Source organism: Streptomyces sp. NPDC002754 (assembly GCF_053592315.1).
This window is the reverse complement of record NZ_JBSFVM010000002.1, coordinates 325,354-341,438: the sequence shown is the minus strand read 5'-3', so window position 1 is coordinate 341,438 and position 16,085 is coordinate 325,354. Positions and strand designations below refer to the sequence as shown.

The 16,085-nt window shown below is 71.3% G+C and carries 14 protein-coding genes; 2 read left to right on the top strand and 12 right to left on the bottom strand.

The features are described from left to right. Window positions 1-176: 176 nt before the first annotated feature. Window positions 177-1,127, bottom strand: coding sequence for a 2-hydroxyacid dehydrogenase (locus ACWD2L_RS08965; protein WP_351335438.1), 951 nt, complete (start codon window positions 1,125-1,127; stop codon window positions 177-179). Between the two features lie 96 nt (window positions 1,128-1,223). On the opposite strand from ACWD2L_RS08965, the gene ACWD2L_RS08960 reads away from it, so the two are divergent. Together ACWD2L_RS08960 and ACWD2L_RS08955 are read left to right on the top strand one after the other, a co-directional pair. Beyond that, the gene (locus ACWD2L_RS08960) at window positions 1,224-2,237 is read left to right on the top strand and encodes an aldo/keto reductase (protein WP_351335435.1); all 1,014 of its coding nucleotides are present in this window, start codon (window positions 1,224-1,226) and stop codon (window positions 2,235-2,237) included. Between the two features lie 119 nt (window positions 2,238-2,356). Then, a complete protein-coding gene (locus ACWD2L_RS08955) occupies window positions 2,357-3,535 on the top strand; it encodes a PQQ-dependent sugar dehydrogenase (protein WP_351335432.1) in 1,179 nt (392 codons plus the stop codon). A 123-nt stretch (window positions 3,536-3,658) separates the two neighbouring features. On the opposite strand, the gene ACWD2L_RS08950 is transcribed toward ACWD2L_RS08955, so the two are convergent. The 11 genes from ACWD2L_RS08950 to gatC all read right to left on the bottom strand — a co-directional run bounded on the left by ACWD2L_RS08950 (window position 3,659) and on the right by gatC (window position 15,909). After that, a complete protein-coding gene (locus ACWD2L_RS08950) occupies window positions 3,659-3,868 on the bottom strand; it encodes a DUF6191 domain-containing protein (protein ID WP_351335429.1) in 210 nt (69 codons plus the stop codon). Window positions 3,869-3,911: 43 nt separating this feature from the next. Beyond that, on the bottom strand, window positions 3,912-7,019 hold the full coding sequence (locus tag ACWD2L_RS08945; protein WP_451188183.1) for a helix-turn-helix transcriptional regulator: 3,108 nt from the start codon (window positions 7,017-7,019) through the stop codon (window positions 3,912-3,914). 11 nt (window positions 7,020-7,030) lie between these two features. Further along, complete coding sequence (locus ACWD2L_RS08940; RefSeq protein ID WP_351335425.1) at window positions 7,031-7,231, bottom strand: hypothetical protein; 201 nt, start codon at window positions 7,229-7,231, stop codon at window positions 7,031-7,033. Window positions 7,232-7,408: 177 nt separating this feature from the next. Next, the gene (locus ACWD2L_RS08935; protein WP_351335423.1) at window positions 7,409-8,008 is read right to left on the bottom strand and encodes a hypothetical protein; all 600 of its coding nucleotides are present in this window, start codon (window positions 8,006-8,008) and stop codon (window positions 7,409-7,411) included. A gap of 35 nt (window positions 8,009-8,043) precedes the next feature. Then, complete coding sequence (locus ACWD2L_RS08930; protein WP_351335420.1) at window positions 8,044-8,613, bottom strand: GNAT family N-acetyltransferase; 570 nt, start codon at window positions 8,611-8,613, stop codon at window positions 8,044-8,046. Further along, window positions 8,591-10,837 (bottom strand): MMPL family transporter, encoded by a 2,247-nt coding sequence (locus ACWD2L_RS08925; protein ID WP_351335417.1) that lies wholly within the window; start codon window positions 10,835-10,837, stop codon window positions 8,591-8,593. The genes ACWD2L_RS08930 and ACWD2L_RS08925 overlap by 23 nt, the downstream gene beginning before the upstream one ends. Window positions 10,838-10,976: 139 nt before the next feature. Beyond that, on the bottom strand, window positions 10,977-12,206 hold the full coding sequence (locus tag ACWD2L_RS08920) for an arsenic transporter (RefSeq protein ID WP_351335414.1): 1,230 nt from the start codon (window positions 12,204-12,206) through the stop codon (window positions 10,977-10,979). 115 nt (window positions 12,207-12,321) lie between these two features. Next, window positions 12,322-13,842 (bottom strand): Asp-tRNA(Asn)/Glu-tRNA(Gln) amidotransferase subunit GatB, encoded by a 1,521-nt coding sequence (gatB, locus tag ACWD2L_RS08915; protein ID WP_351335411.1) that lies wholly within the window; start codon window positions 13,840-13,842, stop codon window positions 12,322-12,324. 19 nt (window positions 13,843-13,861) lie between these two features. Beyond that, window positions 13,862-14,095: a hypothetical protein gene (locus tag ACWD2L_RS08910; protein ID WP_351335462.1), complete on the bottom strand. Its 234-nt coding sequence runs from the start codon at window positions 14,093-14,095 to the stop codon at window positions 13,862-13,864. Between the two features lie 5 nt (window positions 14,096-14,100). Next, window positions 14,101-15,606 (bottom strand): Asp-tRNA(Asn)/Glu-tRNA(Gln) amidotransferase subunit GatA, encoded by a 1,506-nt coding sequence (gene gatA / locus ACWD2L_RS08905; RefSeq protein ID WP_351335409.1) that lies wholly within the window; start codon window positions 15,604-15,606, stop codon window positions 14,101-14,103. A gap of 6 nt (window positions 15,607-15,612) precedes the next feature. Continuing rightward, window positions 15,613-15,909 carry an Asp-tRNA(Asn)/Glu-tRNA(Gln) amidotransferase subunit GatC gene (gene gatC / locus ACWD2L_RS08900; protein WP_351335407.1) on the bottom strand — a complete coding sequence of 99 codons (297 nt, stop codon included), beginning with the start codon at window positions 15,907-15,909 and terminating at the stop codon, window positions 15,613-15,615. Between the last annotated feature and the right edge of the window lie 176 nt (window positions 15,910-16,085).

The following is a 16,085-nucleotide window of genomic DNA, read 5'->3' as shown; positions in this document are numbered from 1 at the left end:
GTTCCTCTACTCTCCGTGACGACCAGGCACGATGCGGGCGCGGGGCGGGCACGGGGCGCATTCAAGCGGGCGCACAGCGTGCCCGACGAACGGCATGCGGCCCTACGGGAGTTACCCGTGGGGCCGGTGTGGTTCGCGAGGTCTGTGGGTGTGCAGAGTCGCGAGGTGACCGGGTGTCAGTCGCCGCTTCCGTCGATAGTGAGTACGACGTTCTCGAGCGGATCCCCCGCCGCGAACCGCGTGAGCTGAGCAGCGAGGAGGCGCTTGGCCCGCGGCAGGAAGGCGGATGTGGGGCCGCCCACGTGCGGCGAGATGAGCACCCCTGGAGCCTGCCACAACGGGTGCTCCTGGGGCAGCGGTTCGGGATCGGTGACGTCGAGGGCCGCGGTGATGCGGCCCGTCTCCAGCTCCGCGAGGAGGGCCTTGGTGTCGACGACCGGGCCGCGGCCGACGTTCACGAGCAGCGCACCGTCCTTGAGACGCGCGAGCAACTCGGCGTTCACGAGGCCGCGGGTGTCCTCGGTGAGCGGGGTCACCATGATCACGACATCGGCCTGCGGCAGCAGTTCCGGAAGCTCGGTGAGCGGGCGCACGGGCCCGCGCTCCGTTGTACGGGCGGAGCGCGCGACGCGTGTCACCCGCGCGACCTCGAACGGCGTGAGCCGGTCCTCGATGGCACCGCCGATGGCGCCGTACCCCACGATGAGGACGTGCTTGTCGGCGAGCGCGGGCCGGAATCCGCCGCGCCACTCGCCGCGGTCCTGGCCGCGGACGAAGTCGGGGATGCCGCGCAGGGAGGCGAGGATCAGGGTGAGCGCGAGCTCGGCGGTGCTTGCGTCGTGCACACCGCGCGCATTGCACAACTGGACGCCGGGACGCAGGTACTTCAGCCCGCCCTGTACGTGGTCGACGCCCGCGGAGAGCGTCTGCACGGCGCGTACGGACGTCATCTCGGGCATCGGGCGGACGCCGATGCCCGGCGGCTTCATGTAGGGGACGACGTAGTAGGCGCAGTCGGCGGGGTCCGCGGGGAAGTCGGGTTCACCGTTCCAGAAACGGTAGTCGAGCCCCTGCGGGAGGCCCGGGATCTCGTCGGCGCGGAAGGGCAGCCACACATCACCAGTCATGGTCAGGAGGCTATGTCAGTCGCGTGAAGGGACAGAGGTTAGGTTGGGGACCTCAGCACGAGGGGCCAGGCAGGTCCTGGGGAGGGTCACGGGCACGTGAAGCAAGGTGGCGCGCGCAAGGCGATCGGCGCGACGGGCCTCGACGTGGGTGCCGTCGGCATCGGCTGCATGCCGATGAGCTGGGCGTACACGGGCTCGCGGCAGCGCGGCGAGGAGTCCCTGCGCACCCTGCACACCGCCCTGGACCGGGGCTGCAGCCTGGTCGACACCGCGGACATGTACGGGCCCTTCACCAATGAGCTGCTGCTCGGCCGTGTGCTCAAGGAACGGCGGGCGGACGCCTTCGTGTCGACGAAGGTGGGGCTGCTCGTCGGCGAGCAGCACATCGTCGCCAACGGCAGGCCCGGCTACGTGAAGCGGGCCTGTGACGCGTCGCTGCGGCGCCTGCAGACCGACGTCATCGACCTGTACCAACTGCACCGCGAGGACCCCGAGGTTCCCGTCGAGGAGACGTGGGGCGCGATGGCGGAGCTCGTGAGCGCGGGCAAGGTGCGCTCGCTGGGCTTCTGTGCCGTGGACGCGCGGGGCTCGCGGCGCGGTGGCCGGGCCGCACGGCATGCCGGAACGATCCGCCGGTTGGAGCGGGTGCAGCAGGTGTTCCCGGTGAGCGCGGTCATGGCCGAGCTGTCGGTGTGGTCGCCGGAGGCGCTCGGGGCGCTGCTGCCGTGGTGCGCGGCGCGCGGCGTCGGGTTCCTCGCCGCGATGCCGCTGGGCAGCGGGTTCCTGACCGGCACGCTCACCACCGGTGGGGGCTTCGAGCCGGACGATCTGCGCGCCCGCCACCCCCGTTTCACCGCCGAGATGATGGCGGCGAACCAGCCGTTCGTGGCGGGCCTGCGCCGGATCGCCGCGCGGCACGGGGAGCGCGTGACACCGGCCCAGGTGGCGCTCGCCTGGGTGGCGGCGCAAGGTGAGGGCGTGGTGCCGGTGCCGGGCGCCAAACAGGAACGCTGGGCACTGGAGAACGCGGCGTCCGCGGAACTGCGGCTCACCGCCGAGGACTTCGCGGAGCTCGCGGGTCTTCCGGCGGCGCAGGGGTCCTGGGACTGAGCGACCGGGTTCGGGTACCGGGTTCAGGTGCCGGGTTCGGGAACCTCGGCGGCGTGCGAGGTGTTTGAACGGTAGAGCGGTGTGTGAACGGCAGAGCTTCGTGTCGAAGGGACCTGATCGTGATCGTGCAACGTCCAGCTGTGCGGCCCGCGTTGGCCGTCACCGCCTGTGCCGCACTCCTGTTCACGGCCGGGTGCTCCTCCGGTGACGGTTCCCCTTCGCCGAGCAAGGACTCGGCGTCCGCGCCGAGCGAGAGCGGTGCGGGCGGCTCCTCGTCCCCCAAGGGGGACGTACCTCCGGCGAAGGGCTCGGTGAGCGTCGAGCGGACCGTCACGGACGGCCTCAAGTCGCCGTGGGGGCTCGCCGAGCTGCCCGGTGGTGGCGGCCTGCTCGTCTCGTCCCGCGACGAGGGGACGATCACGCGTGTCGACACGAAGACCGGGAAGAAGACCGTGCTCGGCGAGGTGCCCGGCGTCGCGCCCGAGGGCGAGGGCGGGCTCCTCGGCCTCGCGCTCTCCCCCTCGTACGCCTCCGACCACATGGTTTATGCGTACTTCACGACGGAGTCGGACAACCGTGTCGTGCGGATGGGTTACGACGAGAAGAAGCCGTCCGGTGAGCAGTTGGGCGCCCCCGACACCGTGTTCCGCGGCATCCCCAAGGGCACGAACCACAACGGCGGGCGGATCGCGTTCGGCCCGGACAAGCTGCTGTACGTGGGGACCGGGGAGACGTACGACAAGCCGCTGGCGCAGGACAAGAAGTCGACGGGCGGCAAGATCCTGCGACTGACCGCGGAGGGCGAGCCGGCGCCGGGCAACCCCTTCGGCGACTCCCCCGTGTACTCGTACGGGCACCGCAATGTGCAGGGTCTGGCCTGGGACGAGGACAAGCGGCTCTGGGCGTCGGAGTTCGGGCAGGACACCTGGGACGAGCTGAACCACATCGTGGCGGGTGACAACTACGGGTGGCCCGACGCCGAGGGCAAGGGGGGCGGCGAGAAGTACCACGACCCGATCGCCCAGTGGCACACGTCGGACGCCTCGCCCAGTGGGATCGCGTACGCGAAGGGGTCGATCTGGATGGCCGGGCTGCGCGGTGAGCGGCTGTGGCGGATTCCGCTCGACGGGGCGAAGGCGGCGCATGAGCCGACGGCGTTTCTGGAGGGGAAGTACGGGCGGTTGCGGACTGTGGTGGCGGCGGGTGGGGACAAGTTGTGGCTCGTGACGAGTGAGACGGATACGAGGGGGACGCCGGGGGCGGGGGACGACAGGATCCTGGAGCTGAAGGTGGGCTGAGGTCGTCGGCCGGTGGAGCGGCGCCGTCGTTGCGGACTCGGGGCTCTGCCCCGGACCCCGCGGGCTCTCGTCCAAGAGCGGGGCTCAAAAGACCTGCTCAATCGCCGCAGGGGCTTGAATGGCTCAATCGGCGCTGGGGGTTGAAGGAGGCTGCTCAATCGCCGCAGGGGCTTGATCCGGCGGGCGGATGACGACCTTGCCGGATGTGAGGTCTATTGGGCCGCGGCCGGGGTCGCCGTCGTTCGTGTCGGTGCGGGTGAGCTCCAGGCGCTTGCGTTCGTCGTTGGTGTGCTTGCGGCCGGGCGAGAACAGCTCCTCGAACATGTTGAACACGGCGCCTCCAAGTGGCGGGGACCGGCCGGGCGGGCCCTCCCTCTCAGCGTACGGGAGCCTTTTCCGCCGGGACGAGGTGCAGGCGGTGGGCCAGGGCCGCCGCCTCGCCGCGGCCCGCGACGCCCAGCTTCCCGAGGATGTTGGAGACGTGGACGCTGGCCGTCTTCGGCGAGATGAACAGCTCCTCGGCTATCTGCCGGTTGCTGCGGCCCGCCGCGACCAGGCGCAGCACGTCCCGCTCGCGGCTCGTGAGGCCGAACTCCTGCGCCGGGTCGGCCGGAGCGCTCTGCCGCGGCACATCGCGGGTCAGGGCCAGCCGGGCACGCTGGGCGAGCAGTGCGACGGATTCGGCGAGCGGGCGCGCGCCCAGGTGCTCGGCGACGGCCCCGGCGAGCCGGAGCAGTTCGGTGGCGCGGTCCCGGTCGTCGTCCGCACCCCGCGCGACCAGGGACTCCGCGAGGCGGAGCCGGACGCGGGCCAGATCGTGCGGGCGGTCGAGGAGCTCGAACGCGGTGGCCGTGGCGGACCAGTCGGCGGCGGTGTCGCGGCCCTCCGCGCGCAGGAGCTCGGCGCGCACCCACTGCTCATGGGCCCGCCAGACGGGGACCGCGGTGGCCTGCCGCTTGGCGGCGTCCCGGATCCGGGCGATCGCCCCGGCGCGCCCGGCGTCGGCGGCGGGCAGCCCCCGGGCATCGGCCTCGGCCGCGGCGGCGGTACGTAGGAGGGGCCACAGGTAGCGGTGCATGGAGGGTGGCAGCCCCGCCGTGATCAGCCGGTCGAGCTCGGCGCGGGCGTCCAGGAGGCGGCCCTGGGCGGCGGCGAGCGCGACGGCGAGGTGGGTGCGGGGCAGCGTGTACTGGGGCTGCGGGTCGTGTGCGCCGTAGTACCCGTTGGCCGCGGCAAGATGGTCGGCCGCTTCCTGAAGGGCGCCGCGGCCGAGTGCGATCACCGCGAGGTGCGCGCACGCGGTGCCGCGTGGCTTGTCGCTGAGTCCGAAGCGGCGGCTCACCCAATCGGCCATCTCGACCGCTTCGTCCCAGCGGCCGAGCGAGACGAGGGACTCGGCCAGATTGGAGCGGACCCAGCCCTTGTTGTCGCTGAGGCCGTAGCGACGGCACAGGACGATGGCCTCTTCGCAGATGCGCGCGGCTTCGGTGGAACGCCCGACGCCCTCCAGGTGGGAGGGCAGGTTGACATTGACGTTGATGAGGCGGGCAGTCATCCCTTGCGCCAAGGAGCGCTCGCGAACCGCGTACATCTCGGCGAAGCCCTCCTCGATGGCGCCCGCGTCCACGAGGAGTCCGCCGCGGACGAGACGCGCGTGGAGTTCGACCTCCTCCGCGTCGTCGACCATGCGCGCGTACTCGACGGCTCGCTCGGCGGCGGCGAGGGTCTGGGCACCGGGGCTGTGCAGCATGCCCCAAGCCGCCACGTTCGCCAGGACCTCGGCGTGCACGGCGGACGGCGGGAGGCCCCGGACGAGCTCCTGGGCCGTGGCGATCTCGTCCCAGCCGTCGCCGCGGCCGATATGGGAGACGATCTTGGAGTTCTGGATGTGGAACCACGCGGCCCGCAAGGGATCCGCCTTCCCGCTCTCCTCCAGGATGCGGATCCCCCGCTTGCCGATCTTCAGGGCGCGCTCCCGCTCACCGCACAGCCGCCCCGCGGCGGCGGCCTCGGACAGCAGGTCGAGGTAGTCGAGCGGGGTCGCGGCGGGGTCGCAGCCGCAGGAGTTGAAGGCGATGGCGTAGTCGCCCATGCGCAGCGCCGAGCGGATCTCCTGCGGCGCGCCGTCCCACAGCTCCATCGCCCGCTCGAGAAGGCGCAGTTGCTCGGAGTACGCGTGCCGGCGGCGGGCCGCCACGGAGGCGTCGAGGACGGCGGGCAGGGCCTTCGCCGCATCGTGGGCGTGGTACCAGTAGCTGGCGAGGCGTGTCACGCGCGCGTCGGCGGGCACCAGCGTCGGCCCGGCCTCCAGGGCCTCGGCGTAGCGGCGGTTGAGGCGGGAGCGCTCGCCGGGCAGCAGGTCGTCGCTGACGGCCTCGCGGACCAGGGAGTGGCGGAACCGGTAGCCGTCCCCGTCCGGCGAGGCGAGCAGGATGTTCGCGCCGACGGCCGCGCGCAGCGCCTCGATCAGCTCGTCCTCGCCGAGCCCTGCGACGGCCGCGAGCAGCGGATACTCGACCGTGGAGCCGCCCTCCGCGCAGATCCGGGCGACGCGCTGGGCGGACTCGGGCAGCGATTCGACGCGGACGAGCAGGACGTCGCGCAGCGAGTCCGTCAGGCCCGTGGCGCAGCCCTCGGCGGCGGACACGGCGAGTTCCTCGACGAAGAACGCGTTGCCGTCGGAGCGGCGGAAGATGTTGTCCACGTCGGCGGGCTCGGGTTCCGCGGCCATGATTCCGGCGATCTGGCGGGCCACCTCGTCCCGGCTGAGGCGGCCGAGCTCGATGCGGGTGACGGTGCGCAGCCGGTCGAGTTCGGCGAGGAGGGGGCGCAGGGGGTGGCGGCGGTGCACGTCGTCCGCGCGGTAGCTGGCGATGACGGCGAGGCGGCCGCTGCGCAGCGTACGGAACAGGTAGGTGAGCAGGTGGCGGGTGGAGGCGTCCGCCCAGTGCAGGTCCTCGAGGATGACGACGAGGGTGCGCTCGGCGGCGACGCGCTCCAGGAGCCGCGCGGTGAGTTCGAAGAGGCGGGCCATGGCGCTGTCGTCCCCGCGCCCGTCGAAGCCCCGGCCTTCCTGGTCTCCCAACTCCGGGAGCAGCCGGGCCAGTTCGTCCTCGCGGCCCGCGACCGCCGCGTCCACCTCGGCGGGCAGTGTGCGGCGCAGGGCGCGCAGGGCGGTGGAGAACGGCGCGAACGGCAGTCCGTCGGCGCCGATCTCGACGCAACCGCCGGTGACCACGACGGCGCCCCGCTCGCGGGCGGCCGCGCCGAACTCCTCGACGAGGCGCGTCTTGCCCACGCCGGCCTCGCCGCCGAGCAGCAGCGCCTGCGGCTCGGCGGCCTCGGCCCGCGCAAGGGCCTTGTTCAGTACGCCCAGCTCATCGGCGCGACCGACGAACACCGGGCTGACGGACCTGGTCTCCACATCGCTGAGGATGGCACACGGGTCTGACAGCGGGCCCGTGGTTTCCGCGCCGCCGGCCACGGCGGGCGCGCTCACGCGGTGTGCGGGGCGCGCCGCCGGCGGATCCGGCGGGTGGTCACCGGCCTCTCGGCGTCCTGGCTGTCCTGCCGGCTGCCCCGGCGCTCCGCACGGCGGGCCTTGGCCTGCGAATGGGCGAAGCGTGCGAGGCGGAAGCGCTCGGCCTGCTCGATGAGTTCTGCGGAGCGGAGCTGGTGCAGTTCGTACTCGAACATTGCGTCTCCCTGGTGACGATTTCTGCGGTTCTCGCGGAGCGTTCTCCGCGATGACTCGACTTTCGTCTCCCAGGGGGGTGCGGCACATCGGGAGAGTGCCGCATGTTCGTGGGCCGCGCCTCCTTAGGCGCGGCCCACGGTGTGCTTAGGCGGCTCGGCCGCCCTAAGGCAGATGCCTCAGCCGCTGGTCCCGGGCATGCCGAGGATCAGGTCGGTGTACTTGGCGACGGCGAGCAGCAGCCCGATGAGGCCGATGACGAGACCCGCCCACGCGGTCGACTTGATCCACACCGCCTGCGGCTTGCCGGGCGCGCCGAACGCGGGCCTGGCCAGGACGACGGCGCCGATCAGCAGGGCGACGAGCGAGAAGATCCCGCCGACCAGGGCGGCGGAGTGCCAGGCATCGCCGTACATCGCGGAGATCTGCTTGGCGACGCCCGCGCTCTGCGAGGTGGTGAGCTGGCCTTGGAGCTGCGAGCGGGCCGAGGCGATGGTGCCGAGCCAGCCGCCGCTGAGCCCGACGATGCCGAGGGCCACGGAGACGATCGCGCCCGCGCCCTGGCCGACGCCGGTCGGCTTCTCGGTCTCGGCCTTTTCGAGGGCCGCGAGCTCGGCCTCGGCGGCGGCTTCGGCGGCCTGAGCCGCCTCGGCGTCCTCGGTCTCGGCCTCGGTGGCCTCCGCCGTGGCTTCCTTGTCGGCCTGCTCGGCCTTGTCTGCCTTCACGGCCTCCTCCGCCATGGTCTCGGCGTCGCTCTGCGCTTCAGTCTTCGTAGTCATGTGCCGCACCGTAGGGGTGGAGTCTGAGAGGCGTCTTAATGTTTTCTGTGCGCCTCGCGTGCGCTGCGCCACTCGGGCGCGAGCACGGACCAGATCTCCTCGTCATGGCGTACTCCGTCGTACAGGAACGCCTCGCGGAGCACCCCGTCGCGGCGCATTCCGAGCCTGCGGGCGACGCCGATGCTGGGCGCGTTGCCGGCGGCGGCGATCCACTCGACACGGTGAATGCCACGCTCCTCGACGGCCCAGTCGATAAGCACGCCGGCCGCGCGCGTGATGAGGCCGCGCCCGGTGGCGGCGGGCTCCAGCCAGCAGCCCACCTCGCAGGTGCCCGCTGCCGCGTCGAAGACCCGGAAGAGCACGCCGCCGACGAGCTTTCCGTCCAGCCAGATGCCGTGCAGGCTGCCGCTGTCGGCTGCGCGCTTGTCGGCGTACCGCTGGATCAGCGCCCGGGCGCCCTCGGCGTCCCGGGCGTCCTGGCCGAACGGGATGAACTGCCCTATGAACTCCCGGCCCCGGTCCAGGTGGGCCAGGAACTCCTCGGCGTGCCAGGGCTCCAGGGGCCGCAGTTCGGCACGGGTGTCATCCAGCGGGATGGCGTACATCGGGCTCCTTCGCCGAGAGGTCGTGCAACGGATCTCGCTTCACCGGGATCCTCGCACCCGCGGCGGCGCGGCACTCGGGGGGCTCGATGCTCAGCCGCGGCAGGCGTCGCTCCAGCCATGTGGGCAGCCACCAGTTGGCGCCGCCGAGCATGTGCATCAGGGCGGGCACGAGGAGCGTACGGAGGATGAACGCGTCGACGGCGACGGCCACGGCGAGCGCGATGCCGAACATGGCGATCACCCGGTCCCCGCTGAGCACGAACGCCAGGAACACCGAAATCATGATCACGGCGGCCGAGTTGATCACGCGGCTGGTCTCGGCGAGCCCGACCCGGACCGCCCGCCGGTTGTCGCCGGTCTCCAGCCACTCCTCGTACATCCGGCTCACGAGGAACACCTGGTAGTCCATGGAGAGCCCGAAGAGAACCGACACCATGATCACGGGGAGGAAGGGCTCGATCGGCCCGGCCGCCCCGAGCCCGAGCAGCTCGCTCCCCCAGCCCCACTGGAAGATCGCGACGACGACCCCGAAGGCGGCTGCCACGGCGGCGACGTTCATCGCGGCGGCCTTGAGCGGGATCCCGATGGACCGGAAGGCGAGCAGGAGCAGCAGGCACCCGAGGCCGATCACGACCCCGACGAACAGGGGCAGCTTGTCGACGATGACCTCCGCGAAGTCGTCGTAGCTCGCGGTGACGCCGCCGACCTGCACATCGAGGGTGCTGCCCTGTTCGGCGGCGGGCACGACGTCGGCGCGCAGCCGGTCGACGAGCTCGCTGGTCCGCTCGGACTGCGGCGAGGAGGTCGGTACGACGGTGACGTGGGCGGCACTGTCGTCGGCGTTATACGTAACACGTGAGACGGAGGCGACCCCGTCGGTGGCCCGCAGCTCGCTCGTCAGCTCCGCGAGCGCGGCCTTGTCCTTGGCGCCGTCGACCTGGGTGACGAGGGTCAGCGGCCCGTTCACACCGGGCCCGAACCCGTCGGCAAGGAGGTCGTACGCCTGCCGGGTGGTGCTGCTCGCCGGACTGTTGCCCTGGTCGGACGTGCCCAGGTGGAGGAAGAAGGTGGGCAGCGAGAGCACCGCGATCGCCGCGACGGCGAGCGTGCCGAGCAGCTTCGGGCGGCGCTCCACGAAGGCGGCCCAGCGGGCGGCGAACCCGGTGGGCAGCACGGGTTCCGGCCCGTGCTCGGCGAGCCGCCGCCGCTCGCGCCGCGACAGGGCGCGCATCCCGATGTACGAGAGCAGCCCGGGCAGCAGCGTCACGGACGCGGCGACGGTGAGCAGCACGGTCCCGGAGGCGGCGATGGCGACGCCGTTGAGGAAGCTCAGGCCCAGCATCAGCATGCCGAGCAGGGCGATGCACACGGTGGCCCCGGCGAACACGACGGCCCGCCCGGTCGTGGCGACGGCCCGCTCGGCGGCCACGGCCACCGGGAGACCCCGCTTCAACGCTCTCCTGTGCCGGGTCACGATGAACAGCGCGTAGTCGATGCCGACGCCGAGCCCGACGAGCATGCCGAGCATCGGCGCGAAGTCCGCGACCGTCATGGCGTGGCCGAGCAGCACGATTCCCGCGTACGCGGTGCCGACGCTCACCAGCGCGGTGGCGATGGGCAGCGCGGCCGCGGCGAGCGAGCCGAAGGCGAGGAAGAGCACGACGGCCGCGACGACGACGCCGATGACCTCGGACGTGTGGGCCGAGGTCGACTCGGTGAGCGCGACGGCGCTGCCGCCGAGCTCCACCTGAAGCCCGTCCGGCCCGTCGTCCTCGGCGGCCCGCGCGGTGTCGACGACGGCCTGCGCCTGGCCCTTCGGGATGTCGTCGGCCTGCTTCTCGAAGGTGACCGCGGCGTACGCGGTGTGCCCGTCGGCGCTGGTCTGTCCCGTGCCGCCGGCTTCGTACGGTGATCCGACGGAGGCGACGCCGGGGAGCCCGGCGAGCTCGCCCAGGGTGTTGCTCATCGTCTTCTCGACGTCGGCGGCGCGCACGGTGGAGCCCTCTATGTGCCAGACGACGGTGTCGCTGTCGCCGCCGAGCCCGGAGAAGTTCTCGTTCAGGAGCTGTGTGGCGCGCCCCGACTCCGTACCGGGCGCCTCGTAGTCGTTCGAGTACGCGGAACCGGCGACGGCAGCGGCGGCGCTCGTGCCCAGGAGGGCGGTCAACCACAGAAGTACGACCACGAGCCGGTGCCTGACGCACCAGCGGGCAAGTGCGGCCACGGACGTGCCCCCTGAGTCATTTGTTGGTCTTTGGCAGGGAACATCCGCTTGGTGCGTAAACCGCCCGCAAAGAACACATGAGCAAGAGCGAGACACTCTTACAGGCAGAAGTGATCCTTTGTCGCTTTCGTGTCCTTACTCACAAGGTGAGCACGGCCCACAGAGCGACGGTCGAAGCCGCGAGCGTCGCGGGGACCGTGAGCAGGCCGAGGCGGGTGAACGTGCCCAACTCGGGCTCCGTTCCGTGGTCGTGCACGATGCGCCGCCACAGGAGGGTCGCCAGCGAGCCGACATACGTGAGGTTGGGGCCGAGGTTGACTCCGATCAGAGCGGCGAGCACCGGCCCGGGACCCATCGGAGTGACGACCGGGAGCAGGGCGAGGATCGCCGGCAGGTTGTTGATGACGTTGGAGAGGAGTGCCGCGGCCCCGGCGATCGCGAGGAGCGTGGACAGGGACGAACCGTCGGGGAGGAAGCGGGCGATGGCGTCCCCGAGCCCGTTGTCGACCACGGCCTTGACCACGACGCCGAGCGCAAGGACGAAGAGGCAGAACGGCAGGTTGGCCGCCTTGAGCAGTTCCACCGGGGTGCTGTGGCGGCGGGCGAGGGCTCGGGCGCCGAGCACGGCCGCCCCCGCGAAGGCGGCCCACAGCGGTTCGACGCCCGCGAGGGACGTGACGACGAATCCGGCGAGCGTGAGCGCGAGCACCGTGAGGGTGAACACCGGGACGCCGGGCGGCTCTTCGGGATCCGGGTCGTGCGCGGGCGCGGCCAGGTCCTTGGCGAAGTAGCGGCGGAACACCGCGTATTCGATGCCGACCGCCACCAGCCACGGGAGCGCCATCAGCCCGGCGAAGTGCGTGAACGTGAGCCCGCTCGCCGCGAAGGCCAGCAGGTTCGTGAGGTTCGATACGGGGAGGAGCAGCGAGGCCGAGTTGGCGAGGTGGGCGCTCGCGTAGACGTGCGGGGCAGGTCGTGCGCCGATCCGGGCCGCCGTCGCGAAGACGACCGGGGTGAGCAGGACGACGGTGGCGTCGAGGCTCAGTACGGCGGTGATCCCGGCGGCCACCGCGAAGACGCCGCCGAGCATCCGCTTCGGACTGCCGTGACAGGCGCGGGCGACCAGGTCGCCTGCCGCTCGGAACAGGCCTTCGTCGGCGCACAGTTGGGCCAGGAGGAGGATCCCCGCGAGGAACCCGACGACCGGGAGCAGCTCTTGGGTCTCGGCCCAGGCGTGGGCGGGCGTCACCTTTCCCGTGGCGATGGCCACTACCGCCGCGGGTACGGCAACAACGGCCTCCGGCCATTTACGGGGCCGTAGGACGGCGAAGACGAGCGTGACGAGCAGGAGGGCGAGGGCGGTGATCATTTCAAGCCCCGCCTTTCGGACGAGAGCCAGCGGGGTCCGGGGCAGCGCCCCGCGACGTCGGACACGGAAAGGCGGCGGCCCACCGGTGACCCGGTGCACCGCCGCCCAGGCGCTGTCAGCCTTCGCTGACGCCCAGTTGCTCCAGGATCAGTTCCTTGACGCGGGCCGCGTCGGCCTGGCCCCGGGTCGCCTTCATGACCGCACCGACGAGCGCACCGACGGCCGCAACCTTGCCGCCCCGGATCTTGTCGGCGATCGCCGCATTGCCCGCGATCGCCTCCTCCACGGCAGTGGTGAGCGCACCGTCGTCCGAGACGACCTTCAGGCCGCGCTTCTCGACGACCTCGTCCGGCGTGCCCTCGCCCTTGAGGACGCCGTCGATGACCTGGCGGGCCAGCTTGTCGTTGAGGTCACCCGCGGCGACCAGCTCGGACACGCGGGCCACCTGCTCCGGCGTGATCGGCAGCGCGGCGAGCTCGACGCCCTGGTCGTTCGCGGAGCGGGCCAGCTCGCCCATCCACCACTTACGGGCGGACGCCGAATCCGCGCCGGCCGCGATCGTGGCGACGATCGGCCCGATCGCGCCGGCGTTGCGGATCGACTGCATGTCGTGGGCGCTGACGGCCCACTCCTCGATCAGCCGGTTGCGCTGCGCCAGCGGCATCTCGGGCAGCTCGGCGCGCAGCGCCTCGACCCACTCGCGGGACGGGGCGATGGGCACCAGGTCGGGCTCCGGGAAGTACCGGTAGTCCTCGGCGTTGTCCTTGATGCGGCCCGACGTGGTGGAGCCGTCCTCCTCGTGGAAGTGACGGGTCTCCTGCACGATCGATCCGCCGGAGGTCAGCACCGCGGCGTGCCGCTGGATCTCGTACCGCGCGGCACGCTCGACGGAACGCAGCGAGTTCACGTTCTTCGTCTCGGAACGCGTACCGAACTCCTCGCGCCCGTGCGGGCGCAAGGAGAGGTTCACGTCGCAGCGCATCTGGCCCTTGTCCATCCGGGCCTCGGACACGTCGAGCGCCTTGATGACCTCGCGGAGCTCGGCAACGTACGCCTTGGCGACCTCGGGGGCCCGCTCGCCCGCGCCCTCGATGGGCTTGGTGACGATCTCGATGAGCGGGATGCCCGCGCGGTTGTAGTCGAGCAGCGAGTGCGAGGCGCCCTGGATACGACCCGTGGCACCGCCGACGTGCGTCGACTTGCCGGTGTCCTCCTCCATGTGGGCGCGCTCGATCTCCACGCGGAAGACCTCGCCGTCCTCCAGCTGGACGTCCAGATAGCCGTTGAAGGCGATCGGCTCGTCGTACTGAGAGGTCTGGAAGTTCTTCGGCATGTCCGGATAGAAGTAGTTCTTCCGGGCGAAACGGCACCACTCGGCGATCGAGCAGTTGAGCGCGAGGCCGATCTTGATGGCCGACTCGATGCCGATCTCGTTCACGACCGGCAGCGCGCCGGGCAGGCCGAGGCAGGTCGGGCAGGTCTGGCTGTTGGCGTCCTGCTTGAGCTCGGTGGAGCAGCCGCAGAACATCTTCGTCTTCGTACCGAGCTCGACATGGACCTCAAGGCCCATGACCGGGTCGAACGACGCGAGCGCGTCCTCGTACCCCATCAGCTCGGACGTGGTCGTGGCAGTCACGATTTCTGAAACTTCCCTCTCAGCCCAGCAGGACGTCGTCGTCGCCCAGGCGCTTGAGCTCCCGGTAGAGGATCGCCAGGCCGGTGGCGATGGCGGCAGCGGACACGGCGGCGTCGACCAGCCGCAGGGTGTCGTTGTCGTTGCGGGCCATCTTCGCCTGCTTCGCGACGCTGATCGCACCGAAGGCGGTGCTGGCCAACGAGATGTAGACGCCGGACTTGGACTTCTTGAAGTTCTTGGCCTTCTTTGCCATGGCACTCACAGCGACGGAGCCTCCTCTAGCAACGGGTGCCCCCACTTTTCCACGAAAGCCGCCTCGACGGCGGACCCCACCTTGTACAGGCGCTCGTCCTTCATCGCGGGGGCGATGATCTGCAGGCCGACCGGCAACCCGTCCTCGGGGGCGAGGCCGCAGGGCAGCGACATCGCCGAGTTCCCCGCCAGGTTGGTCGGAATCGTGCACAGGTCCGCGAGGTACATCGCCATCGGGTCGTCGGCGCGCTCGCCGATCGGGAAGGCGGTGGTCGGCGTGGTCGGCGAGACGATCACGTCGACCTGCTCGAACGCGGCCTCGAACTCCTGGGTGATCAGCGTGCGCACCTTCTGGGCGCTGCCGTAGTACGCGTCGTAGTAGCCGCTCGACAGGGCGTACGTGCCCAGGATGATGCGGCGCTTGACCTCGTCGCCGAAGCCGGCCTCGCGGGTCAGCGCGGTGACGTCCTCGGCGGAGTGCGAACCGTCGTCGCCGACGCGCAGGCCGTAGCGCATGGCGTCGAACCGGGCGAGGTTCGAGGAGCACTCGGACGGCGCGATCAGGTAGTACGCGGACAGGGCCAGGTCGAACGACGGGCAGTCCAGCTCGACGACCTCGGCGCCCAGCGACTTCAGCAGCTCGACGGACTCGTCGAAGCGCTGCACGACGCCGGCCTGGTAGCCCTCGCCGCGGAACTGCTTGACGACGCCCACGCGCATGCCCTGCACGCTGCCGTTCCTCGCGGCCTCGACGACCGCCGGGACCGGGGCGTCGATGGACGTGGAGTCCAGCGGGTCGTGGCCCGCGATGGCCTCGTGCAGGAGCGCCGCGTCCAGGACCGTACGGGCGCAGGGCCCGCCCTGGTCCAGGGAGGACGAGAACGCGACCATGCCGTACCGGGAGACGCCGCCGTAGGTCGGCTTGACGCCGACGGTGCCGGTGACGGCGGCGGGCTGGCGGATCGAGCCGCCGGTGTCCGTGCCGATGGCGAGCGGGGCCTCGTACGCGGCGAGGGAGGCGGAGGAACCGCCGCCGGAGCCGCCGGGGATCCGGGTGAGGTCCCACGGGTTGCCGGTCGGGCCGTACGCGCTGTTCTCCGTCGACGACCCCATGGCGAACTCGTCCATGTTGGTCTTGCCGAGGATGACGACGTCGGCGGCCTTCAACTTCTTGACCAGCGTCGCGTCGTACGGCGGGATCCACCCTTCGAGGATCTTCGAGCCGACGGTGGTCGGGATCCCCTCCGTGGTGAAGATGTCCTTCAGCGCGAGCGGGACGCCGGCCAGCGGGCCGAGCTTCTCGCCGTTCTTGACCTTCGCGTCGACGGCGGCGGCCTGCTTCAGGGCGCCCTCACGGTCGACGTGCAGGAAGGCGTGCACCTTCTCGTCGACGGCACCGATGCGGGCCAGGTGGGCCTCGGTGACCTCGACGGCGGTGAGCTCGCCGGAAGCGATCTTCGCCGCGATCTCCGCGGCGGTCAGCTTGATGATGTTGACGTTGATGTCCGTCATGACTGTTTAGTCCTCCCCCAGGATCTGCGGCACCTTGAAACGCTGCTGCTCCTGGGCCGGGGCGCCGGAGAGCGCCTGCTCGGGGGTGAGCGACGGACGGACCTCGTCCTGGCGCATGACGTTCGTCAGCGGCAGCGGGTGCGAAGTCGGCGGTACGTCTTGGTCGGCGACCTCGCTGACGCGGGCGACCGCGCCGATGATGTCGTCGAGCTGGCCTGCGAAGTGGTCGAGCTCTTCGGGCTTCAGCTCCAGACGCGCCAGCCGGGCGAGGTGGGCGACCTCCTCGCGCGTGATGCCAGGCATGCGGATCCTCACGGGGTGCGTGTTCTCGGTTTGGGCCCAATCCTATGGGTCGCGGAGCCGTGGTCGGTAAACGGTTTACCGGGGGGCGGGTGGTACGGGGTTCGTGTGGCCTCGGGTGTCGAGGTGGGGCTGCGCGCCTGTGCGGGTCCACCGTGGCTGGGGTTGCGCAGTTCCCC

Coding starts and splice junctions, on each gene's coding strand:
- ACWD2L_RS08920 (WP_351335414.1), bottom strand. CDS start 12,206: ATGATCACCGCCCTCGCCCTCCTGCTCGTCACGCTCGTCTTCGCCGTC.
- ACWD2L_RS08965 (WP_351335438.1), bottom strand. CDS start 1,127: ATGACTGGTGATGTGTGGCTGCCCTTCCGCGCCGACGAGATCCCGGGC.
- gatA (WP_351335409.1), bottom strand. CDS start 15,606: ATGACGGACATCAACGTCAACATCATCAAGCTGACCGCCGCGGAGATC.
- gatC (WP_351335407.1), bottom strand. CDS start 15,909: ATGCCTGGCATCACGCGCGAGGAGGTCGCCCACCTCGCCCGGCTGGCG.
- ACWD2L_RS08930 (WP_351335420.1), bottom strand. CDS start 8,613: ATGTACGCCATCCCGCTGGATGACACCCGTGCCGAACTGCGGCCCCTG.
- ACWD2L_RS08935 (WP_351335423.1), bottom strand. CDS start 8,008: ATGACTACGAAGACTGAAGCGCAGAGCGACGCCGAGACCATGGCGGAG.
- ACWD2L_RS08910 (WP_351335462.1), bottom strand. CDS start 14,095: ATGGCAAAGAAGGCCAAGAACTTCAAGAAGTCCAAGTCCGGCGTCTAC.
- ACWD2L_RS08940 (WP_351335425.1), bottom strand. CDS start 7,231: ATGTTCGAGTACGAACTGCACCAGCTCCGCTCCGCAGAACTCATCGAG.